The sequence below is a fragment of the Ammoniphilus oxalaticus genome, assembly GCF_003609605.1.
Taxonomy (GTDB): Bacteria; Bacillota; Bacilli; order Aneurinibacillales; family RAOX-1; genus Ammoniphilus; species Ammoniphilus oxalaticus.
Genome location: NZ_MCHY01000009.1, coordinates 601,997 through 627,030, shown reverse-complemented (window position 1 = coordinate 627,030; position 25,034 = coordinate 601,997). Strand labels below are relative to the sequence as shown.

Annotated in this window: 22 protein-coding genes and 1 pseudogene; 6 read left to right on the top strand and 17 right to left on the bottom strand. The window is 43.6% G+C overall.

Going from position 1 to position 25,034, the window contains the following annotated elements; genetic code table 11:
- Positions 1 to 66: 66 nt before the first annotated feature.
- Positions 67 to 903 (bottom strand): hypothetical protein, encoded by an 837-nt coding sequence (locus BEP19_RS14525; RefSeq protein ID WP_245983584.1) that lies wholly within the window; start codon positions 901 to 903, stop codon positions 67 to 69.
- A gap of 138 nt (positions 904 to 1,041) precedes the next feature.
- On the opposite strand from BEP19_RS14525, the gene BEP19_RS14520 reads away from it, so the two are divergent.
- A complete protein-coding gene (locus BEP19_RS14520) occupies positions 1,042 to 1,410 on the top strand; it encodes a hypothetical protein (RefSeq protein ID WP_147393807.1) in 369 nt (122 codons plus the stop codon).
- Between the two features lie 637 nt (positions 1,411 to 2,047).
- On the opposite strand, the gene BEP19_RS14510 is transcribed toward BEP19_RS14520, so the two are convergent.
- A complete protein-coding gene (locus BEP19_RS14510) occupies positions 2,048 to 2,245 on the bottom strand; it encodes a hypothetical protein (protein WP_120190620.1) in 198 nt (65 codons plus the stop codon).
- Between the two features lie 422 nt (positions 2,246 to 2,667).
- Between BEP19_RS14510 and BEP19_RS14505 the strand changes: the two genes are divergently transcribed.
- Genes BEP19_RS14505 through BEP19_RS14495 form a run of 3 tightly spaced genes read left to right on the top strand, consistent with a single transcriptional unit; the run spans position 2,668 to position 6,381 of the window.
- Positions 2,668 to 3,747: an extracellular solute-binding protein gene (locus tag BEP19_RS14505; protein ID WP_120190619.1), complete on the top strand. Its 1,080-nt coding sequence runs from the start codon at positions 2,668 to 2,670 to the stop codon at positions 3,745 to 3,747.
- Complete coding sequence (locus tag BEP19_RS14500; protein ID WP_245983582.1) at positions 3,701 to 5,326, top strand: ABC transporter permease; 1,626 nt, start codon at positions 3,701 to 3,703, stop codon at positions 5,324 to 5,326. The genes BEP19_RS14505 and BEP19_RS14500 overlap by 47 nt, the downstream gene beginning before the upstream one ends.
- 2 nt (positions 5,327 to 5,328) lie before the next feature.
- Positions 5,329 to 6,381, top strand: a complete 1,053-nt coding sequence (locus BEP19_RS14495; protein WP_120190617.1) for an ABC transporter ATP-binding protein — start codon at positions 5,329 to 5,331, stop codon at positions 6,379 to 6,381.
- An 807-nt stretch (positions 6,382 to 7,188) separates the two neighbouring features.
- On the opposite strand, the gene fdhF is transcribed toward BEP19_RS14495, so the two are convergent.
- The 4 genes and pseudogenes from fdhF to BEP19_RS14470 all read right to left on the bottom strand — a co-directional run bounded on the left by fdhF (position 7,189) and on the right by BEP19_RS14470 (position 12,836).
- Positions 7,189 to 9,096, bottom strand: a complete 1,908-nt coding sequence (fdhF, locus tag BEP19_RS18190; protein ID WP_281269304.1) for a formate dehydrogenase subunit alpha — start codon at positions 9,094 to 9,096, stop codon at positions 7,189 to 7,191.
- Positions 9,073 to 9,234 (bottom strand): annotated as a pseudogene (locus tag BEP19_RS18185) (hypothetical protein); the annotation flags it as partial. The gene fdhF and the pseudogene BEP19_RS18185, both read right to left, overlap by 24 nt.
- A gap of 1,060 nt (positions 9,235 to 10,294) precedes the next feature.
- Positions 10,295 to 11,929: a hypothetical protein gene (locus tag BEP19_RS14480; RefSeq protein WP_120190615.1), complete on the bottom strand. Its 1,635-nt coding sequence runs from the start codon at positions 11,927 to 11,929 to the stop codon at positions 10,295 to 10,297.
- 334 nt (positions 11,930 to 12,263) lie between these two features.
- The gene (locus BEP19_RS14470; protein WP_147393806.1) at positions 12,264 to 12,836 is read right to left on the bottom strand and encodes a hypothetical protein; all 573 of its coding nucleotides are present in this window, start codon (positions 12,834 to 12,836) and stop codon (positions 12,264 to 12,266) included.
- Between the two features lie 647 nt (positions 12,837 to 13,483).
- Here BEP19_RS14470 and BEP19_RS14465 point away from each other — a divergent pair.
- Positions 13,484 to 13,795 (top strand): winged helix-turn-helix transcriptional regulator, encoded by a 312-nt coding sequence (locus BEP19_RS14465; protein WP_120190724.1) that lies wholly within the window; start codon positions 13,484 to 13,486, stop codon positions 13,793 to 13,795.
- 236 nt (positions 13,796 to 14,031) lie between these two features.
- Positions 14,032 to 14,658, top strand: a complete 627-nt coding sequence (locus tag BEP19_RS14460; RefSeq protein WP_120190612.1) for an FMN-dependent NADH-azoreductase — start codon at positions 14,032 to 14,034, stop codon at positions 14,656 to 14,658.
- Positions 14,659 to 14,711: 53 nt separating this feature from the next.
- On the opposite strand, the gene BEP19_RS18010 is transcribed toward BEP19_RS14460, so the two are convergent.
- The 11 genes from BEP19_RS18010 to rfbA all read right to left on the bottom strand — a co-directional run bounded on the left by BEP19_RS18010 (position 14,712) and on the right by rfbA (position 25,000).
- Positions 14,712 to 14,864 carry a cupin domain-containing protein gene (locus tag BEP19_RS18010; protein ID WP_342767425.1) on the bottom strand — a complete coding sequence of 51 codons (153 nt, stop codon included), beginning with the start codon at positions 14,862 to 14,864 and terminating at the stop codon, positions 14,712 to 14,714.
- A 9-nt stretch (positions 14,865 to 14,873) separates the two neighbouring features.
- Positions 14,874 to 15,608, bottom strand: coding sequence for a hypothetical protein (locus BEP19_RS14450; RefSeq protein ID WP_147393805.1), 735 nt, complete (start codon positions 15,606 to 15,608; stop codon positions 14,874 to 14,876).
- 698 nt (positions 15,609 to 16,306) lie between these two features.
- Positions 16,307 to 16,777 carry a transposase gene (locus tag BEP19_RS14440; RefSeq protein ID WP_245983580.1) on the bottom strand — a complete coding sequence of 157 codons (471 nt, stop codon included), beginning with the start codon at positions 16,775 to 16,777 and terminating at the stop codon, positions 16,307 to 16,309.
- 486 nt (positions 16,778 to 17,263) lie between these two features.
- Positions 17,264 to 17,371: a putative holin-like toxin gene (locus BEP19_RS18005; protein ID WP_245983574.1), complete on the bottom strand. Its 108-nt coding sequence runs from the start codon at positions 17,369 to 17,371 to the stop codon at positions 17,264 to 17,266.
- A gap of 153 nt (positions 17,372 to 17,524) precedes the next feature.
- Positions 17,525 to 18,775, bottom strand: coding sequence for a PDDEXK-like family protein (locus tag BEP19_RS14435; RefSeq protein WP_120190609.1), 1,251 nt, complete (start codon positions 18,773 to 18,775; stop codon positions 17,525 to 17,527).
- 353 nt (positions 18,776 to 19,128) lie between these two features.
- Positions 19,129 to 19,611, bottom strand: a complete 483-nt coding sequence (locus BEP19_RS14430) for a hypothetical protein (protein ID WP_120190608.1) — start codon at positions 19,609 to 19,611, stop codon at positions 19,129 to 19,131.
- 28 nt (positions 19,612 to 19,639) lie between these two features.
- The gene (locus BEP19_RS14425; protein ID WP_120190607.1) at positions 19,640 to 20,281 is read right to left on the bottom strand and encodes a YdcF family protein; all 642 of its coding nucleotides are present in this window, start codon (positions 20,279 to 20,281) and stop codon (positions 19,640 to 19,642) included.
- 57 nt (positions 20,282 to 20,338) lie between these two features.
- The gene (glmM, locus tag BEP19_RS14420; protein ID WP_120190606.1) at positions 20,339 to 21,700 is read right to left on the bottom strand and encodes a phosphoglucosamine mutase; all 1,362 of its coding nucleotides are present in this window, start codon (positions 21,698 to 21,700) and stop codon (positions 20,339 to 20,341) included.
- Positions 21,701 to 21,767: 67 nt separating this feature from the next.
- Entirely contained in the window at positions 21,768 to 22,934 is a 1,167-nt protein-coding gene (locus BEP19_RS14415; protein WP_120190605.1) for a nucleotide sugar dehydrogenase, read from the bottom strand.
- Between the two features lie 103 nt (positions 22,935 to 23,037).
- Positions 23,038 to 24,057 (bottom strand): dTDP-glucose 4,6-dehydratase, encoded by a 1,020-nt coding sequence (rfbB, locus tag BEP19_RS14410; protein WP_211329349.1) that lies wholly within the window; start codon positions 24,055 to 24,057, stop codon positions 23,038 to 23,040.
- Positions 24,058 to 24,106: 49 nt separating this feature from the next.
- Entirely contained in the window at positions 24,107 to 25,000 is an 894-nt protein-coding gene (rfbA, locus tag BEP19_RS14405; protein WP_120190604.1) for a glucose-1-phosphate thymidylyltransferase RfbA, read from the bottom strand.
- Between the last annotated feature and the right edge of the window lie 34 nt (positions 25,001 to 25,034).

Genomic DNA, 25,034 nt, shown 5'->3' with positions numbered 1-25,034 from the left:
AGTCGAGGTTTAGGGCTGTTTTTTATATACTGGGGAGCTACAATTCGGATACTCGTGATCACCTGTTCACCTTAATGCCTTAGACGAGTAGTTTTGGACGATCTGTTGCAAACGCTGTTTTGCCTCCGAAAACTGCTTTTTACGGTGACCGTTGGCCCCCGATGGATGCGGAAAACCGTACAAACAAAAGTGATGTGAGCCAATTTTCCCCTGAGCGATTAACGTTTGCAGCGTCGCGCTCACCGTTTTGCCTAGCGGAACGATCAATAATGGATCCTGTTTACTGAGCTGCGCGATCTCTTGCGGAAAGTGATGAAAAGCATATTCAATCAATAATGAAGATTGCTCAATTTTGGGGGCGTGACCGTTGTAGTTTTTTCCATCGATGAAAACGGGGTACTTAATGAGGGATGTCGTATGTAAAAGGGGCAATTCATCGTTGAATAATTGCGCGCTTGTTCCCAGCTGGAAAGGAGTCTGGACCCCGCATTGATCGAGCATCTCGATAAGGTTATTGCGCATTGTTCCCGAAAAACGAGCCGCTCGCTTGGAGTTTTTCAAGATTTCAATTTCAGTGGTAGACGCCCCCTTTTCGATTGACCGTTTTGCCTGCTCAAAAGCGGCTTTCATCTGAGTCCAGCCCGGCGTAATCCCCACAATTACCAGCCGAGCCCCACGATTCACGTATTCATTGTGCGGCGCATAATACATCTCAAGCGGACCACTTCTTTCCATTAGAAATCTCGCATTGATTAGATCGCTTTTTTCAATCTCATTCGGTAAGCTTCGGATCATCGGTAAATAATGCTGCAATTGCGTAGATTGCATCGTCATGCGACCCCTTCTTCGCAAATTTGTCACTTCCACTATGCCTCTATCTATGGTTAAATAAACGTAAGCCATCGTTTTCACCTCCCACATCGCTTACTGATGAAAATGGTGGCTTTGTTGTGTCCAAAATAGGGACGCGTGGCCAGGGGAAGGATGCCCGATTAAGACTGGGAGGCTTGGGGGAAGGGCTGCGAGGCGGGGCGGGGCGGGTTGAGATGGAAGGACAAGCGATTGGGCGGTCGGCTGATCGGAGGCAGAAGCCGCGGCTGGGACGCTGGACCTGGGCCGAGGGCCGAAGACTTGGACGAGGAGCTAGGGTGGTGGCTGGAACGGGAGTTGAGGCCTTTACAGATGCGGATCGTTGCGGGGCGAACGCTGGAAAGGGAGATGCGACCCTTACAGAACACGCAATCCCTGATTTCGATCGATTCAACACTTCTAACGGGAGTTTTGACCTTTACAGATGCGGATCGTTGCGGGGCGAACGCTGGAACGGGAGATGCGACCCTTACAGAACACGCAACCCCTGATTCCGATCGATTCAACACTCCTAACGGGAGTTTTGACCTTTATAGATGAGGATCGTTGCGGGCGAACGCTGGAACGGGAGGTACGACCCTTACAGAACACGCAATCCCTGATTTCGATCGATTCAACACTTCTAACGGGAGTTTTGACCTTTACAGATGCGGATCGTTGCGGGGCGAACGCTGGAACGGGAGATGCGACCCTTACAGAACACGCAACCCCTGATTCCGATCGATTCAACACTCCTAACGGGAGTTTTGACCTTTACAGATGAGGATCGTTGCGGAGCGAACGCTGGAACGGGAGATGCGACCCTTACAGAACACGCAACCCCTGATTCCGATCGATTCAACACTCCTAGCGGGAGTTTTGACCTCTACAGACGAGGATCGTTGCGGGTGAACGCTGGAACGGGAGGTACGACCCTTACAGAACACGCAACCGCTGATTTCGATCGATTCAACACTCCTAACGGGAGTTTTGACCTCTACAGACGAGGATCGTTGCGGGTGAACGCTGGAACGGGAGGTACGACCCTTACAGAACACGCAACCGCTGATTTCGCACTGATCTCCCACATGTTAAGTGGACTTTTGACAACTATGCACCCAAGGTTTGAATGCCTACCCTGCAATACGTGGACTTTCGTCAACTACGGTAACCTCTCCAAATCCACCCACAACATCATTTAGTAAAAGAGGTAAGATGATGCCTCGAAATTGACCCACTTTAAAAACCTAGACGTCCCCACCACTAAAAAGGCTACCCGCCCTCTCCCAGAGATAGTCCCGCCCCCTTGCAAAAGTAGCCGTTCTCCCCAACGTCTTCCACCGCCTAACAATGACTGTCCGCCTACAAACTGATCGCCCACCAAACACGACTCCAACCGAACCGCCTCCCAACGACGCTCACCTCACCCGCCACCAAAAAGGGTACACGTCCGCCCCCATCAAATCACCTTTCCCACCGAACATGATTCCAATCTTCCCCCCAATAACACTCTCCCCTGCACATCAAATCACCTTTTCCCACTGCACATCAAATCACCTTTTCCCACCGCGCATCAATCCCCCGCCCCCCATCAAACCGCCCTTGTCCCCGCTCACACGCACATCCCCTGACCCACACACCCCGCCCCCATTTCCACGGCCAATCAATCCAGATTTTATCGAATAACGACACTGATAACGCTAACAATAAGTTTAATGTAGTTTTTGTGTAAAAAGTTGTTGACAGATGAGTGTACAACTAGTTTAATTGTAATTAAGAATGATAATAATTATCAATGTTGATTGGAAGGGGATTATCATGAAGGCATTTAAATTCACCCGATCAAGCATTTTTGCCAGCATTTTAGCGGTCTTATTCGTTACTTCTCTTACTGCGTGCGGTGGCGGCAATGCGGATCAACAAGGCAACAAAGATGGAAACAGCGACGGCGCAACTTCAGAGGAACAAACCACGCTCACCCTCTACAATGGGCAGCATAAGGACGCTACGATCGCTTTAATAGAAGCTTTCGAGAAAGAAACGGGCATTAAAGTTGTGTCACGTGAAGGGTCCAGCAATGAGCTTGCTCACCAGATCGTGGAAGAAGGCGATAAATCGCCAGCGGACCTCATTTATACCGAGGAAACAACGCCTCTGTTCATGTTAGCGGAAAGAGATTTGCTTGAAAAAATCGATGATCCAGCGCTTGAACCGATTCCAGCGGAATACCGCGATCCGAATGGCAACTGGACGGGATTACTCGCCCGTTCGCGTGTGGTTGCATACAACCCGGAATTGATCGATGAAGCGGATTTACCGAAGTCGGCGCTTGATTTTGCGAAACCCGAATGGAAAGATAAAGTCGCTTTTGTGCCATCGAGCGGGGCATTCCAAATGCAGTTATCGGCTTTGATTAAGACAGAAGGCAAAGAGACGGCAAAAGCGTATTTGGAAGGTTTAAAAGAACACGGTAAGATTTATAAGAAAAATAAGATGGCGCTCGAAGCCGTTGAACGCGGTGAAATTGCGGTCGCTTTGATCAATAACTACTATTGGGATCAGGAAGCGCGCGAAAAAGGCGCGGAGAACATGAATTCAAAGTTGTATTTCTTTGGAACGCATGACATTGGCGATATGGTTTCTGTATCGGGGGTAGCGATTCTCAAATCCAGTAAACATAAGGAAGCAGCGCAAAAGTTTATTGAATTTGCGACAGGTGAGGCAGGACAACAAGTTTTAACAGACGTCAGCGCGCAATACCCACTTAACCAAAAGGTGGACACACACGGGTTAAAGCCATTTTCTGAATTAACACCGCCAAACGGCACGCTCGATTTAGGCGAGTTCAGTAATGGTGAAGCGACGCTGGACCTATTGCAAGAGGTCGGCTTGCTATAAAATGGCCAGTCAATCAGTAAAACGGCCATTATTCGGGAAGAAACAAAAGGGGTCACGGAAGAAACGTCCGACGTGGCTCCTTTTTCCCGTATTTATCTTAATTGTCCTTTCTTCCTTGCCTATCCTATATGTCATTTTGCGAGCCAAAGAAGCGGGCTGGAAGCAAGCGCTCGATTTGATTTTTCGGCCTCGCGTTTACGAATTACTCATTAACACGTTGAAACTCGATATCAGTGTAACAATTCTATGCGTTTTGATCGGCGTGTCAGCGGCGTGGTTTATTGAACGGACCGACTTACCAGGCAGAAAAGTGTGGAACATTATCGTCACTTTGCCGTTTGTCGTGCCCGCTTTTGTGAGCAGTTACAGTTGGATTTCGATTAGCTCGAAGCTTGAAGGGTTTGGCGGGGCGGTGCTGATTTTGACCTTATCCAATTATCCACTTGTTTACCTGCCCGTTTCCGCCGCGTTACGCGGGATGGACCCAGCCCTTGAAGAAACGGCGCACTCGCTCGGACTTGGCAAATGGCGTACGTTTTGGCGTGTGATTTTGCCGCAATTACGACCATCTCTGCTCGGCGGGGCATTACTGATTGCGCTCCATATGTTGGCAGAGTTTGGCTCACTGTCCTTGTTACGCTTTGATACGTTCACAACAGCGATCTTTGATCAGTACAACGTCGTCTTCAACAGCGCGTCGGCGGCCATGTTAACGTCTGTTTTACTGTTACTATGTGTGATAATATTAGCTATGGAGTTAATTGTTCGCGGAAAATCCCGTTATGTAAGTATTGGAAAAGGGGCGCCGCGGGCTCAAACATTGCTCAAACTCGGATGGAGTAAACCATTTGTCTTGCTCGGCTTAACGATTTTGGGGATTTTAGGCGTGGCTGTTCCCTTTGGCACACTCGCCTACTGGCTCATCACGGGGACATCGGTCTCTTTTCCGACAAATGAAATTTGGTCCGCTTTATATTCCACGCTCACGTTTGGATTTAGCGGGGCCTTAATCACCATTTTATTTGCGTTACCTTTAGTGATCTTATCCATTCGCTATCGCGGATTTTTCCCATCTTTAGCGGATCGGTTACCCTATTTTATACATTGCTTACCTGGCCTTGTGATCGGTTTAACGTTTGTCTTTTTCGCGGTTCGGTACGTGAATCCGTTATATCAAACGACTCCCCTCCTGTTGATCGCCTACGCGATGCTTTACTTGCCGCTTGCCCAATCATCGATCCGCGGAGCGATGGAACAAGCGCCTGAGCGGTTGGAGGAAGTAGCCCGCACGTTGGGAAAAAAGCCGATTACGGTTTTCTTCAAAGTCACGCTGCCGCTGATTACCCCGGGGGTTGGGGCGGGAGCCGCGCTCGTTTTTTTACAAATTATGAAAGAGCTGACTGCAACCCTATTGCTGCGCCCTACTGGCGTGAACACGTTAGCGGTCGCGATTTGGGAACATACGGCCAATGCCGAATTTGCCGCTTCAGCTCCGTACGCCGCGTTGTTAATTTTAATTTCAGGGTTGCCTGTTTACTTGCTGACGATGCGTTCATTTACGAATAGAAAAGAGGGTTGATCATGTTTGAGCTTCAAATTTCAAATCTTAATAAAACATTTCAGAATGTGCAGGCGCTGCATCAGGTTAACTTAGAGGTGAGCGCAGGCCATATGCTTGCCGTGTTAGGTCCATCGGGGTGCGGAAAAACGACATTGCTGCGGTGTATTGCTGGGTTTGAAATTCCCGACAGCGGAGAAATACGACTTGGCGGGAAAAAGGTGTTTGGAGACGGCTTGAATCTTCCCCCTGAAAAAAGACGTGTCGGTTACGTGCCGCAAGAAGGAGCGTTATTCCCGCATATTACGGTAGCCCAAAACATCGCCTTCGGCTTGCCGCGCAGGGAAAAGCGGTCCAAACGGATCGATGAAATGCTGGAATTGGTTGGACTTCCTGGATTAGGCGAGCGGATGCCGCATGAACTATCCGGTGGCCAGCAACAAAGGGTCGCCTTAGCCCGAGCTTTGGCCCCCTCTCCATCGTTGGTGCTGCTCGATGAACCATTCAGCGCCTTAGACGCGGGCTTGCGAGCGACTTTACGCGAGGATGTAAAAACCGCCCTAAAAGAAATCAACGCAACGGCTGTGCTTGTCACCCACGATCAGGAAGAGGCCCTCTCGATGGCGGACGTGATCGCGGTCATGCGCAGTGGGGCCTGCATCCAAACGTCAGACCCCGTCACGCTGTATAAGTATCCGGCCGACATTGACGTGGCGACATTTATTGGGGAAGCGACCATTCTTGAAGCGGCCGTTTGCGATGGAAACATCGTTGAATGTCCACTCGGAGACCTGCTCCCCGTCGCGGAAACTTGCCTGAAAAACTGTGATAAAGCGGTCATCATGATCCGCCCTGAACAATTCGTAATCGGTAAACCAGCAAACGGCACCGTCTCGGGTCGCGTGCTCAAAACCACATTTTTCGGTCACGATTCACTGGTCCATTTACAATTAGACGACCACCTCGGCGGTCACGAAATTCAAGTGCGCCTACTCGGCACACACCATTATCAACCAGGCGAACCCATCGGACTGAAAATCAACGGAGAAGTCATGGCCTACCCGGTCATGAGTTAGTAATTGAATAGCGCGAGCGGAAACAAATAGTCACTACACCTTTTTCTGAAAAAGGAGCGGTGACTATTTTTGTTTTTGTGGGTGGGGGTTGTGGGGATGCGAAAGCGGAGGCGGAACTCGCGTCGGCGCAGCTTATGGGCGAGTTTAAGGAGGCTAGTGAACCCAAGAATGATCAATCATTCAAGATACACCCAACGTTCTCCTCAACCGCTGATTCAGTTAGATTCATAGTTTGATATTGAAAATAAATGATTTACGATATATAATAAATGGAAAAATATTCAAGGGGAGGGGTTGGATAAAAGGAAGTACATGATCAGACGTTTTGCAAAATACTTGTGTCTAAGCAGAACCTTACTGATGTAAATTTCAGAATGTTCAAAGGGTAGGTCGGACTAGATTATTATTTTGACTAGATTGATGATTGAAGGTAATTGCGCTCATCGCGGATAGTTAGTACCCTACATGACGACAGCTATCAATATGGTAGTTAGATTCAATGCAGAAACTTGTCTAATTTGAAAAATTCACATTGACTGATCTAATACTGGGCTAGGAATGAACAAGGAGGCAGCCAATGAAGATAAGTGTCAGGTTGTGGAGTCGATTATCCGATGGGATGAGGATGAAATTACTTACTGCTTTAGTCAATGAGCAAAATCGTAGCAAACAAAAGTAGTAAATGAAATATGAATTGGATTTATGTCAAAGAGTAGCTTAAGGATTACTCACCTAGCTACTCTTTGACGATGTTGCAACAGTAAAAAGGGACACTGATAACAGTGTCCCTTTTTACTAGCGTGTGTTTTATTTTACGTGTTCAATTCTAACGGCGCTTGATTTAAATTCAGCTGTGCCTGACAAGGGATCGGTTGCGTTAATCGTAAGTTCGTTTGTTGGGGTTTGATCTGGAAAATGAAAAGTCATAAAAACGAGACCACGCGGAACTTTTTTGCTTATCTTGATTTTGGTTAGGACTTGTCCGCGTCGAGAACTAACTTTGACCGGATCACCATCGTTAAATTGATAAGCCTCCGCATCTTCCGCATGAATTTCCAACCCCTCCTCCGCATTTCGAATTTTCTCATAATCGGATGTTTGCACACCCGTATTGTAAAATTCTAAACGTCTTCCCGTTGTGAGTTGCAATGGAAAATCTTCGTCAGGAGGCTCGGCTGGGGGTTGATAATCTGTAGGTATAAAGGGCGCTTTAGCCGCTACCTCATCCTCCCAGAGACGATCATGCAAGAATGTTGTACCGTTATGTGATTCATCTAGGCAAGGCCATTGGATTCCCTCTTGATCTAATCTTTGATAGCTGATTCCCGCAAACTGGGGAGCCAGTTTTCTAATTTCATCCCATACCTCTTCTGCGGACTGGTAATTCCAGTTTGCTCCAAGCCTGTTGGCGATGTCTTGTACAATGATGTGATCTTTTTTGGCCACGCCAGGAGGTGTAATCGCGGGACGAACTCGTTGGACGCGGCGTTCCGAATTCGTGATTGTTCCATCATTTTCTGCCCAACCAGCCGCAGGAAGTACGACATCCGCCATTTGGGCGGTTTTAGTCATTAAGATATCTTGAACAACGAGAAACTCTAAATTTTCAAATGCTTGTTTCGCAAAGTTTGCATCCGCTTCAGATTGCATCGGATTTTCTCCGATTACATATAAAGCTTTCAGCTCTTTACGAACCATCGCATCTTGCATTTCAGTTAGATTTAACCCGATCGTGTTTGGAACAGGAACTCCCCATATGTCTTCATGGAGTTTTCTTCCGATCGGATCATCATAGCTCCACCCGCCAACTAGGCGATTGGGCAAAGCCCCCATATCTCCACTGCCTTGAACATTATTTTGTCCGCGCAGTGGATTAAGTCCTGATCCATATTTTCCGATATGTCCTGTCAATAACGCTAAGTTTATCAATGAAAAAACGTTATCTGTCCCATTTTGATGTTCGGTAATTCCTAATGTCCAACAAATGATCGCTTTATCCGCTTTCGCATAGAGTCGGGCGACTTCACGGATATCCGTTGCAGAAACACCTGTTAACTGTTCAGCTCGCTCAGGTGTATACGCTTTCATTTGTTTGCGATAAGTTTCAAAGTCGAGGGTTGCTCGGTTGATGAATGCTTCGTTATACAAGCCTTCTTCAATAATGACATGGGCCATTGCATTGGCTAAAGCGATATCAGATCCAACACGAACAGGGAGCCATTTATGGGCTAATTTTGTCTGTGTAATCTCACGTGGATCAATCACAATCATTTTTGCCCCGTTTCGTATCCCTCTTCGCATATGATTGAAGATAATGGGGTGACATTCTTGCGTATTGCTTCCCCATGCAATGATGAGGTCTGTCTCTTCCAATTCATCGTAAGATGTGGTTGAGGCGCCTTGTCCGAAAACAGTCACCAGACCGGTGACACTAGGGGCGTGTCAAGTTCGATTGCAGCTGTCCACATTGTTCGAACCAATGACCGCGCGCATAAATTTTTGAGCTAAATAGTTTAATTCGTTGGTTGATCGTGATGAACTAAAGCACCCTAAGACATCGGGACCATGTTTTGCCTTGATTGAAGAAAATCGATCAGCAATGACGCTTAAAGCTTCTTCCCAGGAAACAGGTACGAGTTTACCATCTTTTCGGACCAAAGGTTCGGTTAGTCTTCGATCACTATAGACATACCGCCAACCCAACGATCCTTTCACACACGTTTCTCCGTGGCTGGATGGGTTTTCTTTTTGTCCTCTAACTCTAGTGATTCGACCCGCTTCAACTTGTACTGAAAGACCACAACCTGTTCCACAAAAACTACAGATGGTATTGACTGTTTGCGCCTTGTTCATCCTATTCACCCTCTCATAAAATAAGATGGAGACTATTACCATATTTTGTGGTAATAATCTAACTATACAACACTTCCCCTATTTTTGAAAGTTTAGATTATTCAGAACCATAGATAGAACAAACATCTCTATTACTTTTAATCGTCTAATAGAGGGGCAGGTGAATGTTTGATTCAACTTATTAATCGACCGATATCGTTGCTTGTCCATCCTATACTGAGATGTTCTTGGATCATGGATAGTCCGAATGACTTATTTATAATTTGGTACTATTAATACTGTATAGAATCTTGTTATATTAATATTATCCCCAATGATTACCAAGAGATATCACGATAGATTAATAGAAAGGAGGAGCCATGCCTTATATTACATTACTTATCGCTTTATCCCCCGCGATTATGCTTGTAGTTTTAATAGGCAATGACAGTTAAAAGTTAAAATGGGTACTCTTAATCAAAACATCCACGCTATAAACATAACTTCACAAAAGTAAATGAACCCTAGTAGACCTGATTAAAGAATCATCTTCATCTTAGACCTAACCGGTCATTGTTATAACCATTCATCACTGATTTTAATCTTTTAGATAGCGAGTAGTTTTGAAAACGCTAGATGAAAGGTGGTGAATCCTATTTTTATTTATAAAAGTGAAAAGGTGACAATGGAAATTCACTTTGATTCACGGAACAATTGGTTTGTATTATCAATTAGAAATATGATTTGTCGGACCTATACGAACCCAATAGACGCGGCGGACGCTGTTTATTTACATGTATCGGGTTGCTCCGAATGGGACGATCTGAAAGGAACAATCTTAAACTCGCCAGTCGATATCTTTGATTGGGAAAATTCATGATTACGGTTATTTTAATAAGAAAAGAGCATACGGTCCATTGTGTCTCGAAGGACATCGACTTTCAAAGTAAGTTGAAACGCGGCAGGGCCAGTGGATTTAACAACATTATCCCGAGGCGAGTGGGGTCGGACCCCTACCCGAGAATCGACAAAATTCGACTAGGGTCAGACCCCTACCCGAGGGGGTAATTCCCCCGAGGCATTATTGTCTTGAGACGATTTCATCCATTTCCCCTTGACTCATCCGATAGAGAACAAAAGATTGTACGCCTTCTTCCACTTTAATCACATGAGTAGAATCGATGGTAAACAGGGCGTCTTCAAAAAACAGTTGATCTTCTCTACTATATTGATGATAGAGATCTACAGATTCGATCCATTCTGAACTTCCGTTGTCTAGGATAGAAACTTTCAATACATCCTCTGTTAGCGCTTCGAATTTCAGATAATCCGTATGATCAGTCCAATACCCTTCAACATCGGCTAGTTTGGCTTCTTGTTCATACAAATAAGTAAAATCTCCATAATGATGTTTAAATTCGGTATTTGCTTTTGAATAGTTTTCTAGATTATCTAAGTAAACGACACTCTCCGTGTCCCCCGCGTGACGGTACCAAACTTTATTTTCTTTTGTAACATAAAAGAGATGATTGTTTTGCAACTCAAACGATTCGACCTCTTGCGCGACGGTAAGCGCTTCTTTGCCCGGTGTCTTCGTTCGTAAGTCGCCATCAGCTGTGACAAAACAGATCACGCCATTTTTTGCTACATCGAAGGAGTAAGTGTCTTCCGTAATCTTCTCGATCGCTTTCCCCGGCGAGCCGCCATATAGCTCATCGCTTTTCGTTAAATAGGTAAGCGTATCTGACGCCGCCTCATAACGAAATGTTTGAACACCTTCCGCCAGTTTTTCTTTGTCGCCTGTCTTGATCTGGTAACTGTTCAGTACATGATCGGTATTTCGGTAATAAATGAATTCTCCTTTTTGGTCGAAAAACCGCTCGTCAATAATGACATCCGAGGCAACTTTTTTCCTTTCACCGCTACTCCTATCAACTATGTATAGCTCGCCTCTTCCATCTTCGTAATGGACTACTGTTTCCACGTAAGTCACGTATTGTCCTGTTGGAGATACGTCGATCCAATAAGGATTCACTTGAGTATCGCCATCGATCATCTTTTTTCTCTCTTCGCCATCCTCAATCGCGTAGATTGATCCATCTTTCATACCCGCAAAAACGGTTTTCCCCTGATTTTTCACGTAGTAATCCGTAACATCAAAAGCAATTTTTTGCTTCTCCCCTGAGTCGGAAATGCGATATAGATCATCTTCATCCGTTAAGACATAAAGCGGTCCTCCGATGTACGACTGCTCAAAGCTGATGACATTGCTCAACAACTTATCTTTTTCGCCGCCTATTTGTTTCACGTAAAATCCGTGATCTTCGCTTACATAGATGACTCGTTCCATATCCAACGAAAACTCATATGCATATAAATCGGAGCCGATCTTTTCCCTTTCCTCGCCGTGAAAAAGCGCTACATTTTCCTCCTGGTCCATCGCCAGCAGCTTCTGATGATCCTCAGAGACTTCAATACTATAATGAATGATATTACTAGCTAACTTTTCCGGTTCAGGTTCATCTTTTCTTTTCGCATAAAGATCCACTAGTCCTTTTCCCGGGTCATTGGGAAGCGTCTTTGTCATCCAAAGGATCGGAGGCAGATCCTTTGTTTCCAGTTTGCCACCCGAAGTCCCTATGGAACAACCGCCTAAAAAAGCAATAGGTATCACTAAACATAGTTGAATTAGATATTTCCTTATGACTAAACTCACAGAATACCCCCCTCTTTCCCCGCTCAACCATCCCTCTTATGTCTCAATCCACTGGAATCTACGCGGAATTCTTCCTTCAAAATAGTACATTATTCCCACTTAAATAACAACCTTCAAAATGATAACTGAATATTAAAACCATTTCAGCGGGACAGACGTTGATTCCGAGAATGATGTAGCCCTTCTCCATGTGTTCATCTTCAATGACAGGAACATTTATGGTTATAAGGGAATTGAGCATCTTTATGGGTTTTTGGGATCCTTGTGAAAAAGACATCTACCTTATCAACGAGACCTAATCCAGATTGTGCCTCATTAGCGCTTTATTCATAGTTTAATTACCCTCCATTGATTCCACAGAAGGTGGCTCTGGCGGCATTTCTCCTTGATGAGATGCGGGTGGGATCCGTTGAGCGTTTCCATCCTGCTTTGGAGTATTTGGAGTGACTGGCGCATTGCCTTTTGGTTCATTCGGCGGAATGACGACAGGTTCCTCCTGTGGATTCGTAACCGGTTTATCAGCTGAACTTGGATTCACAGGTGTGGGTGGGGCAACCGGTGGAATAACGGGTTCTTTCTTCTCTTGTATCGGCGCAGGTGGTGGGGGCGGCGGTGGCGAGGGCGCCTTTACCGCTTCTTTCTTCGGCGCTGGGGCAGGAATCGGCGCTACTTTTTCCTTTTCTGTTACCGAAGTTTCCACAGTAGCCCTCTCCCGCGCAGGTTGAGGCGTTGGTGTCGGTGTTGGTGCGGGGGCTTCCTCTTCCTTTGAAACAGGGGGTGTCGTGGAAACGTCATCTAGTTGACCGGGTGAAACACTAGATGTTTCTTCCTCTTCTATTTGATCCTCAGGGTCGTCCACAGTCTCATTTGGTATAGATTCTGTTGGCGCTGATCTGACGGTACTCATTGCAGGCACTACCTTCGGCTTTGTGATCAAAGGAAATAGACCAATGGTGACGCCTACCATGCAGCAAGAAGCTATCGAATAAATTTTACGCATAACTCTATTAATCCTTCCATATCGTAGTATTTTTTGGTAAATCCGATTCATTTTAGCGTAACATGCGCGATTGTTCTTGCCATCATACAATAGACCCTTATTGAATACAAAAATTGATAGACGGAAAATACGATTTTCGTAGAAACATGCCTATAAACCCGGATAAGATCTTCACGGAAAGAGTTCTGCATGTTCCTTTAAGTCATTCATCTTGTCATCTGGTTCCCCTACTCGAGGGATATTGTTCAAGGGCGTCCATTACCATTCATATGCCATAGCCGATTGAAGCCCCCCTTAAAAGCTCATATGCATCATTTGCAGGGAATTTTATAGTAACATCATAACGCTAATCCACTGCCGAACGTAATCGAATGTGTGCCTGCTCCAATGAGTGCTACACCAATGGCCATAGTACATGATGACGTCTCAATGGCTTACATTTTATTGGTAGATTGTATTTATATATAAACTTACTCTTAACAAGCGCTTTGCTATGTTATACTAACCTATGTCAAGCAACTATTTAAAAATTTGGAGATTGGAGGTTGTTTAGACTGAAGGATTTTACAATATGCCCTAAATTTGAATCCGCTTTTGAGTTACTGGGCAAACGATGGACAGGCTTAATTATCCGTGTGTTGTTGAATGGTCCGACAAGATTCAAGGAAGTATCCAATTTGATCCCAAATCTTAGCGATCGGGTACTTTCAGAACGATTTAAACAATTGGAAGAGGCCGGAATCATCAAAAGAAATGTATACCCTGAAACGCCGATTCGAATTGAATACGAATTAACAGAAAAAGGGAAATCCTTGAAACCTATGATGGATGAATGCGAAAAGTGGGCCGATATTTGGGTAGAATAAAAGGACAAACCAGTCGATGGCTGGTTTGTTCCTCTTTAATCAACACTTATCTTTCCAAATTAACAATCTCCATTTCCATTGAGTCCCATACGATTCTTTTCTATAGGAGAAAAGATGCGAATTCATTAACAACCTGTTGACAAAATATAATTATTAAACTAAAATAGCTTACATAAAGTAATTAGCTATTTAATTAAAAGTATAGTAGTAGACAAAATTTAGGGGAGAGTAAAATCATGTCAAAAATACTATTTATTAAAGCAAATGATCGTCCAGCCGACCAAGCCATTAGTTCAAAAATGTATGAAACTTTTATCACCACTTATAAAGAAGCCAATTCAAATGAGGATATTACTGAACTAGATCTTTTTAATCTGGATCTTCCGTACTTTGGTAATACAGCTATTACAGGAGGTTACAAACGGAGCCAAGGTCTAGAGTTAACTGCCGAAGAAGAAAAAGCTGTGAATATCGTTGAGCAATACTTAAACCAATTCTTAGCCGCCAAAAAGGTTGTGTTTGCTTTCCCTTTGTGGAACTTAACAGTACCTGCTCCGTTAATTACGTATATTTCTTACCTTTTCCAAGCCGGCAAAACATTCAAATATACAGATAAAGGACTAGTTGGATTGGCTGGTGACAAAAAAGTTGCCTTATTAAACGCCCGCGGATCTGACTACTCTTCTGAACAAATGGCGCCAATGGAAATGGGCGTAAATTATGTGAAAAATGTCCTTGCCTTTTGGGGTATTAAAAATCCTGAAATCGTAGTAATCGAAGGCCATAATCAGTATTCTGATCGCGCGCAAGACATCATTGCTGACGGTTTGGAGAATGTTGCAAAGGTTGCTGAAGAATTCTAAATGAAATGTTAAAGCTGTGATCGATATGCGCCCCTGATCACAGCTTTTCTAGTTTAAGTATCATTTAAGTTGACATCTGTATAAATGTAAAATAATACCACAGCTGGCTCATTACCTATATTTTTAACAATGTGTGGAACGCTTGCATTCGGGCTAAAAACATCCCCTTCTTCTATTATGAATGAATCCTCCCCTTGTTCAGCAATAACTTTTCCCTAAGAAGCCGCTTGGACCGCCGATCGAAAAAGTTGTTCCAATAAATCAGCTCGTTCCTTGGTTAGTTGAGGGGCGGCTGTGTAAATGCGTGGGGTTCTAGCCCGTAACCAGTCAGGATAGCCCTCCGGATAATCTGCATAATCCTCCCCAGACAAAATAAAGCCCAGGTCCTCAGCAAAAACCTCTTCTATGTTGTAATCCCATGCTCCCCCGAAAGAAAACCGATCGTCCAAATCCCGCAAGGTCAGGTACTCATCCTCATACTTGCTGCCTTTAAAATATCTCGTCCAAAAAAAGTGCGCTACCTCATGGTAGAGCACATCCTTGTTCGGATTATTTTTTGAAAAGAAAACATTTTCATTCCCCAACTGAGGTTTAACATACGCGCGAGTGTAAAAGTCCGATTCAGTCGAGTTCAACTTAAATTCAGCCGGAATCAAAAAGATATTGAGATTTGTTAACTCCGCCCCAAAATCGGAAGTTGCAGCTTCTAAAACGCCTAATCCCTCTTTTAAAGAATGCAAGGAACTATCCGAGAAAATAAAAGTACGATCTATGGTTGACCGATTCACCGATTTAAATCGTTTCATCACGCTTTCAGAAGTCAAATGATAAATGCTTCCAAACGGATGCTCGTAAAGTAAATTAGAATTGGAAATAAGTTTTTCCGTTTCCTTTTCGATTGGCTTTAGAAAAAACCACATGAGCGGAACGACCACTATAGCCGCAGTCACTGCCCCCAAGAAAAAAACAAGAGCTGACTTTAGAAAATTGGCTTTAGGGGAGACCTGAGCCTGCGGATTTTCTTTCTTTATTTGTTCGCACATCGCGTTCTCCTTTCACCTCTTCCCATCCCCTCATATGTCCTCCGTCCCTTCGCATCTCTTTAAAAACAGCCGAATGTTGGTTCAGTTCAAACGGTTCTTTATAAATTGTTAGTATTCATGTCAATAGAAAACAAATGCGAGTCAATACTATTTAATGTGTCCAATTTATCGCAAACATCTGTGATGGAGTTATATAATCCGTCCCCTCTTAGTTCTTTAACTGAATCTTTTAACTCTATAATATTTGAATTTAAATTGTCTATACTATTCCTAATATCCACAAGCACACTCAATAACTCTTCCATAATTCATACCCCCATTATTTTTTAGTTGATCCTCTACTTTACTATCGGAAAATAAATCAGGTTTGTTTAATGCATTCAGACATAGATAAAACCACCCACCACTCCTTTCCTACCGCCTCAATTTCAGCAGGTGAAAACTTGGAATAGGCGAGAGATTTTAATTCTTTTTCCTCCTGGGGGTTAGATCAGAGGCGGGCAGGGAGTCGTCATGGGGAAAAGTTGGCGAGCGCGAGGGCCGATTTTGCGAGGCGACGATTATGGGCGAGTTTTTCGAGGTATAGGCGACTTTCCTAGAATCAGCTAGGGATCAGACCCCCTACATTCCAGATTCAACATACCAACGATACCGCTGAGCTCTTGGTTGAGTAAAGTAACCCAAGATATGATCGACCGTAACCAAGGATTGAGATGAATGTACCGACTTGTTTCTAGCTGATACGCATCGGAATCGATCAGTTCCGAACGATAACGCCCCTGGAACAAATAACCGACAACATTGTACTTCCGATTAACATAAATTGAATACAGCATGTTAATTCTTTTCATAATTTTACTGATGGAATCATCCTTCGTTTGAATTTGAAGATGAACGTGGTTCGTCATTAAACAGTAGGAGTGTAATAGATGGGGGAACTTGCTCTGAACGTGAAGAAGGATAGACAAATAATACTCACGATCTTCATCATCCCGAAAAATATCATGACGGCGGTTGCCGCGACACATGATATGATAAGAAGCCCCCGGGTACCAGATCCGATGTTTGCGCGCCATAGAAACCTCCCTTATAAGTTAAGCAAAAAAATGGACAGAAGGCCTAAAAGGTATTTCAACCCTCATTCTACTCCACTTAATTTCTAGTTGTAAATACTACGGGGAAAAGCGCTCCTTTCAGCTTGAAACGATGAAATATACACGATAGCAGGTTGAAACGATCGGAAGGGATCGGGGCAAATAGACGCTCAAAATGATCAGATTTATCCGCTAGGGGCATCTCCCTACCAAAGGAGGTATTTCCGAGGAGGCGATAGGGTCATATGCCGACTGATGTGAGAGCTGTCGCGCCCAATGCGAAGAAATTTATTGTCAACGTCATACAGTCATGCTAAAATTAAATGTATAAATTAATACACTATTGGATAAATTAAAATAGTCAGGCGTTGGACCGCCTGACTGAGCAACTACATGCCGCATAGATAGCGGCTGACCAAATTTAAATTGTAACTGAAATAGTCACCTTACTTTGGCGAGCAGAGGTGGCTATTTCTGTTTGTTTAAATAGACGACAATACTTACGACCAGTGTTAGTAATGCAATTAGCACTAAACTAAACTGAGCGATTAAACTAAATGCTTCGAATGTCGTCATAAGCCTCACCCCCTTTTTGGGGAGTTCAGCCGCCACCTCGCTTTATGTAATTGCCACTCTATTCTAGCAAATCTATCCTTTTCAGTCTATCCACCCATTAGACCGAGTCGGGCTCGGCAATTTTCGACAGGGGTCTGACCCCTACCACCAGAGCTAAACTTCTTGACTCCCTTTAAGTTGCTCGAAGTTTTGGATTATTTCCGCTAGCGTTTGATTGACCGTTTCAAATTTGAATTCATTGCTTAGCAAGTGTATGATTCTTTCTTTCATGTATTCGGTGTCATCCCAATCTGTGATATCAATGGCGCTTGTTCGTATTCTCGTATAGGATCCATTCATGTTGGATAGCGCGGAACTTCTTGCGGAGAACAACCCACACTCATGGTCCACTATTTTATTAAGGAGATCCAAACGTAATTGTCCATCAAGGATGGGGCCCACTTCTAATATTAAACGAAGTCTATTGTCATATCGTTCAAAAAAATAGGTTATCGGATACGGCGATCTCCATCGATTAGATAGTGTAGGTAGGATCGCAGATAATTGGGCTGGGATAAACCAATGCTCTTTATCGTTTTTGGCAAAACGAGGTTCTGTTACGTGATCGATGATGTCTCGAAGAACATCGATTTTTAGTTCCTCGATCGCTTCGTCAAAATGATAGGTCGTGACCATCCCATACTTAATGATCGCATTGATTGCATCTTTATGATGCCTGTATATATCCCTGCATAGCGCAATTAATTGATCGTCTTGCATCGTAAGCTCCTCCAATGTTTCAACATAGTAAGTGATAAAGTCGAAAATCTTTGTATTGATTCTGTCTTCATACATCTCTAGAACGAGTTTCAAAATATCAAGAATCTGTACATGGCTGAGATTATAGTATTCATCATGGAACGCCTCATCACCTTGTAGGGTTAAAAAAACGGGGATGGTATGATAGCCGGGAAAAGTTTCTTTTATTCTTCTCAAATACGTTTCCAACTGATGATCAGCGAGCGCAGCTTGGATTTTATTTTCAAAAAATAATACGAGCTGATTTTTCTTGGAAACAACGACAAGATCCACGTTTTTCCACTCCCGATAGACCTCGGCATCACTAAAATCATTCATCATCATATCGGTGACTTGCAGTTGATGATTCTGCTGTATCACATCACCACACAGAACTTCACTCATTACTTTTTTGAGGAAATAATCTCGTAATAGGTGACTTTCCTGCGGGTTCATGAGCCATCCTAACATAGTAGAATGACGGATTTCATAGTGTGTGATTTGTAATACGCGAAACGGGTTAAATTCGTTTAAACGAGATTCTATCCGCTCGAGCAAATGATTATTAGATACAAATCTCGTAATCTGTTGAATTCGTCTTAATCGATCATCACTATTCAACGCCATGGTCCCCTCTTTTCATACTATTTTTATCCGTACAACTACTCATCCACTTTACATTACTTCATTGCCAGCCAATTGCTGTCTTGATAGAACATTGTAATGGCTAAGGATCTATCCCAGCTAGCCCGAAACAGTGAATTATTAAATCGAATGACTGGCTCAAACTGCATTCACTTCTCTATTATTACAGGTACATGTAGGTGTATGTATATTACCAAAAAAAGCTGCCACTTTGGAGCAGGACAGCAGCTCTTTCTAATCCAATATTTTTGACTTGAAAAATTTAAATCTCACGATCAGCGACGTCCGGTGATTGCCTCCCGACATTCGACAAAATTCGACCGGGGTCTGACCCCCTATTGTGTAACAGCTTGCCTTACCGCCTCGATTTCAGCGGGTGAAAATTTAGAAAACGCGAGGGATTTTAATTCTTTTTTCTCCTCGGGTGTTAGATCGGAGGCGTTCATTTTACTTAACTTAGCGATTTCCGAAGCGGAGAAGCGGCTCATTGTAAATTTAACAGCTTCTTGTTTGTTTTCAAATTGGACTTTATTTTCTTGCTTTGTCTGGTCCAAAACAGGTTCCTCTGATTCACCCACTTGGGTTGTATCGACTTCAGCATCATTTTCTGTTATCGTCTCTGGCATAGTATCCCCATCCTGTACGGGAACAGGCGTCAAAACAGCAAGATCTTCAATTTCTTTCAATAGTTCTTCGTTGCTGCTGAGTTCCTGAGAGAGTTTCTCCGCCGCTAAGTTAAGCGCGTAGTTATATCCTGCAAAACCAACACCGATTAAAACAGCCACTGCGATTAACGAAACCCACATCCACTTCTTCATGCTCTATTTCACCGCCTATATGTTTATCTTAAAACAACAATCGATTGATCTTCCTCAACTCGGCTTTCGCCTTCTCGCCATGCATACCAAACGTGTTGCCAGTTAGCTTTAGATATTCATTGACTGTCGCTTTTCTGCTTGCTTTCGTTGTCCACCATTTAAGTGGGTGAGGATGCCGACTTTTGCTAGCTACAAACGTTAGTTCAATGTCAGATCCTCGATAGGTTCGATCAAACAGGTACTTGACTCGCCTCATATGATAATCGGATGAAACAACGATCGCGGAGCGCCAGTTTCTCTTCATCATGATTTCCTTTGTAAACATTGCGTTTTCCAACGTACTAGAGGCCTGGTCTTCGATCACGATCGATGAGGAGGAAAGAACGTTATTCGCTTTCTTTTTTAGGTCCGAGCTTAATCCGTTGGAGAGAATCAGATGATCAGCATACCCTTCATTCATTAACTCCAAACCATGCTCTATCCGACCAGAACCTCCACTCAAAACGATAACCGCATCCGCTGCTTTTGGTTGTTCGTTAACGACGAGGAATACGCCAGCAAACAAGAAAAGCGACATGAAAATCGATGCAAACAGGAAACGTCTCACCCATTTCCGTTTTCTCCTTCGGGTCTTCTGATAGCGCTTCAATCGACTTTTATCAGTCTGCATGTTTCGAGCGCGCTCCTTGTATTAGCTTTCTTTTCCAACATGCATCATACATAGACCCTACACTAAAATCCCGCTCTTCAGTTCTTCTTTAATCGCTTCTGCAATAGCGTTCACGTATTGTTCTAGTTCCGTTTCATCTGGCCCCTCCGCCATGACGCGGATCAGCGGTTCCGTGCCGGATGGTCGAACAAGCACCCGTCCATTTTCGCCTAGCTTGTCTTCTACGCTACGGATCGCCTCTTGAATCCGATCGTTCGTATCCCAGCCTGTTTTATCTTCGACCCGGACGTTAACGAGGATTTGAGGAAACTTGTTCATCTGCGCGGCCAATTCAGACAATGGTTTGCCTTCCGATCTGATGATGTCTAGCAATTGAAGTCCCGATAGCATCCCATCCCCTGTCGTATTATAATCGAGCAGGATGAGATGACCTGACTGTTCTCCACCTAGATTATAACCCTCTCTACGCATCTCTTCCATGACATAGCGATCGCCTACTTGTGTTTGTTTCGCCATTAATCCTTGCTCCTGTATCCCCTTATAAAAGCCGATGTTGCTCATTACCGTAGATACGACTGTTTTTTGATTGAGACGAAGATCTTTTGCCATTGCCGCAGCTAAGATAAACATGATCTGATCTCCATCCACAATCTCCCCATTTTCATCGACAGCAATGAGTCGATCCGCATCCCCGTCAAAAGCAAGTCCCACATCCGCTTGATGCTCGATCACCGCTTTTTGTAACGATTCTGGATGGGTGGATCCGCATGCTTGATTGATATTCAATCCGTCCGGTTGATTGGCCAAGATGACCGTCTCCGCCCCTAAGTCTCGGAACAATTGAGGGGCGAGTGAATAGGCTGCTCCATGGGCGCAATCTAAAACGACTTTTAAACCGTTGAACTCGTTCTTCACCGTTGTTTTTAAATAGGATATGTATTTTTGTCCACCCTCACGAAATTCCATCACAGTTCCGACTTCATCCGCTATGGGACGAGGCAGTTGATCCTCTTTGCGATCGATCAAGTCCTCTATTTCCGCCTCTTGTTCATCTGAAAGTTTAAATCCGTCCCCGCCAAAAAACTTAATGCCATTATCCTGAAACGGATTGTGTGAAGCGGAGATCATCACGCCCGCATCGGCTTCGAGTGATCGGGTTAAGTACGCAACCCCTGGCGTTGAGATCACCCCTAATCGCATGACGTCTACCCCAATCGAAAGCAAGCCCGCAACCAAGGAAGCCTCCAACATACACCCAGAAATCCGTGTATCCTTTCCAATCAGCACCCTCGGCCTTTTACCCTGAAGATCCTTTGTGAGGACATACCCACCGCATCGACCTAGCTTAAAAGCCAACTCGGGCGTTAACTCTTCGTTCACTACTCCTCTGACGCCATCCGTACCAAAATATTTTCCCATGGTTCATCCACTCCTTTATCGAAACAACTTCTATTCATCAGACTTACATGTTTATAACGAAACAAAACTAGTCCCGACTAAACACATCCCGCGTATACACCTTGTCCGCAACGTCTTTCAAATCATCGGATAGGCGGTTGGCGATGATGACGTCACACTCCTGTTTGAACGTATCAAAGTCATTGATAACTCGTGAATTATAAAATGTCTCTTCATTCAGCGTAGGTTCGTAGATGACAACTTCAATGCCTTTCCCTTTAATACGCTTCATGACACCTTGAATGGCCGACTGTCTAAAGTTATCGGAGTCTGTTTTCATTGTTAGACGATAGATTCCGACGATTTTTGGATCTTTGTTAATGATTTGATCGGCGACGTGATCCTTTCTGGTGCGGTTGGCATCCACGATCGCGGTCATAATGTTGTTTGGAATATCCGCGTAGTTCGCTAACATTTGCTTCGTATCTTTCGGTAGGCAGTAGCCGCCATAGCCAAAAGATGGGTTGTTGTAGTGACTCCCAATCCGTGGATCCAATCCAACGCCCTCAATGATTTGTTTCGTGTCTAGTCCCCTTACTTCTGCATACGAATCGAGCTCATTAAAAAAAGCGACGCGCATCGCAAGGTATGTGTTTGAAAAGAGTTTAATCGCTTCCGCTTCAGTGGAGTTTGTAAAAAGGACAGGGATATCCTCTTTGACCGCCCCTTGCATCAGTAGATTGGCAAATACTTTCGCCCGTTCGGATTGTTCCCCAACAATGATTCTGGAAGGGTGCAAGTTATCATACAGGGCGTTGCCTTCTCTTAAAAATTCGGGTGAGAAAATGATATTGTCCGTTTCAAACTGTTCCTTGATTCGTTCCGTATAACCAACAGGAATCGTTGACTTAATGATCATGACCGCATCAGGGTTAATCGATAAAACACTCGCTATAACCGCCTCCACGCTCTTTGTATCGAAATAATTCGCATCGGGGTCATAATCCGTCGGCGTGGATATAATGACGTACTCGGCTTCACTGAACGCCTTTTCCTGATCAGTCGTTGCCGTTAAATTCAATTGTTTCGTTGCCAAAAAATCTTCAATCTCGCGATCGGCAATCGGCGATTTTTTATTGTTGATCAAGTCCACCTTCTCTTGAATAATATCCAAAGCTATCACTTCATTATGCTGGGCTAATAAAACGGCATTGGATAACCCGACATAGCCTGTACCTGCTACTGTTATTTTCATCTCTACACACTCCTCTATTTATAGAAAATAAAAATTATAGAAAATAAAAAAACAAAGCCGTCTGAGTCTACTCTGTAGACTCAGACGGCTTAACATTTAGAATTTACATAGCATACTGCTTTTCAAAATATTTTTGGTACTCTCCACTGATAATTTGCTCCCACCATTCTTTATTATCCAGATACCACTGAATGGTTTGAGCTATTCCAGTCTCGAAAGTATATGTAGGTTTCCAGCCAAGTTGTTCTAGTTTAGTCGGATCAATCGCATAGCGCTTATCATGGCCTAGTCGATCCTCTACAAATTCAATCAGATCTTCCGATTTACCCAAAGCATGAATAATTGTTTTTACTACTTCTAAGTTTGTACGTTCATTATGTCCGCCAATATTATAAACCTCACCACTTGGCGCTTTATGCATGACTAAATCTATGGCCGCGCAATGGTCTATCACATGTAACCAATCACGTATATTTTTCCCATCCCCATAGACTGGTACCTTCTGATCATTCAGCACACGAGAAATAGTTAAAGGTATCAATTTTTCGGGAAAATGATAGGGTCCATAATTGTTAGAACAACGTGTTATATTCATTGGTAATCCATAGGTCTCATAATAGGAGCGAACTAAAAAGTCCGATGACGCTTTACTCGCGCTGTATGGACTATTCGGCTGTAAAGGTGTATCCTCTGTGAAAAATGTGTTCGGATCAAAATCTAGTTCTCCATATACTTCATCCGTAGAAACATGCACAAATTTTGTAACCGCAAATTCTCTTGCAGCATCTAATAAAACTTGGGTTCCTAACACATTGGTACGGATGAATATCTCTGGATCGGTAATGGAACGATCAACATGACTCTCTGCAGCAAAATGAATAACATAATCAAACCTCTCTTTTTCAAAAAGAGGCTTGATTTCGTCTCGATTGGCGATATCAGCTTTAATAAAGTGGTAATTGGCTTTGTTCTCAATATCTCGATGTTTTGTTAAATCACCGGCATACGTTAATAAATCTAAGTTATAAATTTGATAATCACTATATTTATCAGCCATGTACCTTACAAAGTTACCACCAATAAAACCTGCTCCACCAGTAACAAGCACTTTCTTTATTGTCATTTATTTCACCCTTCCACTCTCATTCAAATTTACGTCCCATTATATAGTTCTATACCATCGTTAATTCCGTATGTTGTGATTGAAGGGCTACCTCAACTAAATACTGTCCATAATCTGTTTTTAACAGTGGTTGTGCGAGAGCAAGTAATTGTTCTTTATCTATATATCCCCTTCGATAAGCTATTTCTTCGATACAAGCGACATATAACCCTTGGCGGTTTTGTATAGCTTCAACAAAATTAGATGCTTCAAGTAGAGATTCGTGCGTTCCTGTATCAAGCCAGGCCAAACCCCGCCCAGTTAGTTGTACTTTTAATTCCCCCCTTTTGAGGTACTCTTCTATCACTGACGTGATTTCAACTTCACCCCGCTCTGATGGGCTTACATTCTTTGCAATATCCACTACCTTATTATCGAAAAAGTATAAACCTGGAACCGCATAAGATGATTTCGGATCTTCAGGTTTTTCTTCGATTGATATTGCATTCATATTCTCATCAACTTCTACTACACCATAAGCTCTTGGATCCTTAACATAACATCCGAATATAATTCCGCCACTTTGTAAAGTTGCAGCCCTTTTTAAGCGATTTCCAAAATCAGAGCCATAGAAAATATTATCTCCTAAGACTAACGAAACTGCTGAATCACCGATAAAATCTTTCCCAATAATAAAAGCCTCCGCTAGACCATTAGGTTCTTCTTGAATCGCATATTCAAACTTAACTCCCAGTTTGCTGCCATCACCTAGCAACTCCTTAAATACGTCCACATCTCTAGGTGTAGAAATAATCAAAATTTCTCTTATTCCTGCCAACATTAAAACAGACAACGGATAATAAATCATAGGTTTATCATAAACAGGTAATATTTGCTTTGAAACAGCCTTAGTTAATGGATAAAGGCGAGTACCCGAACCACCTGCTAATATTATCCCTTTCACAATGATCTCTCCTTTTAGAAAATATAGATCTAGA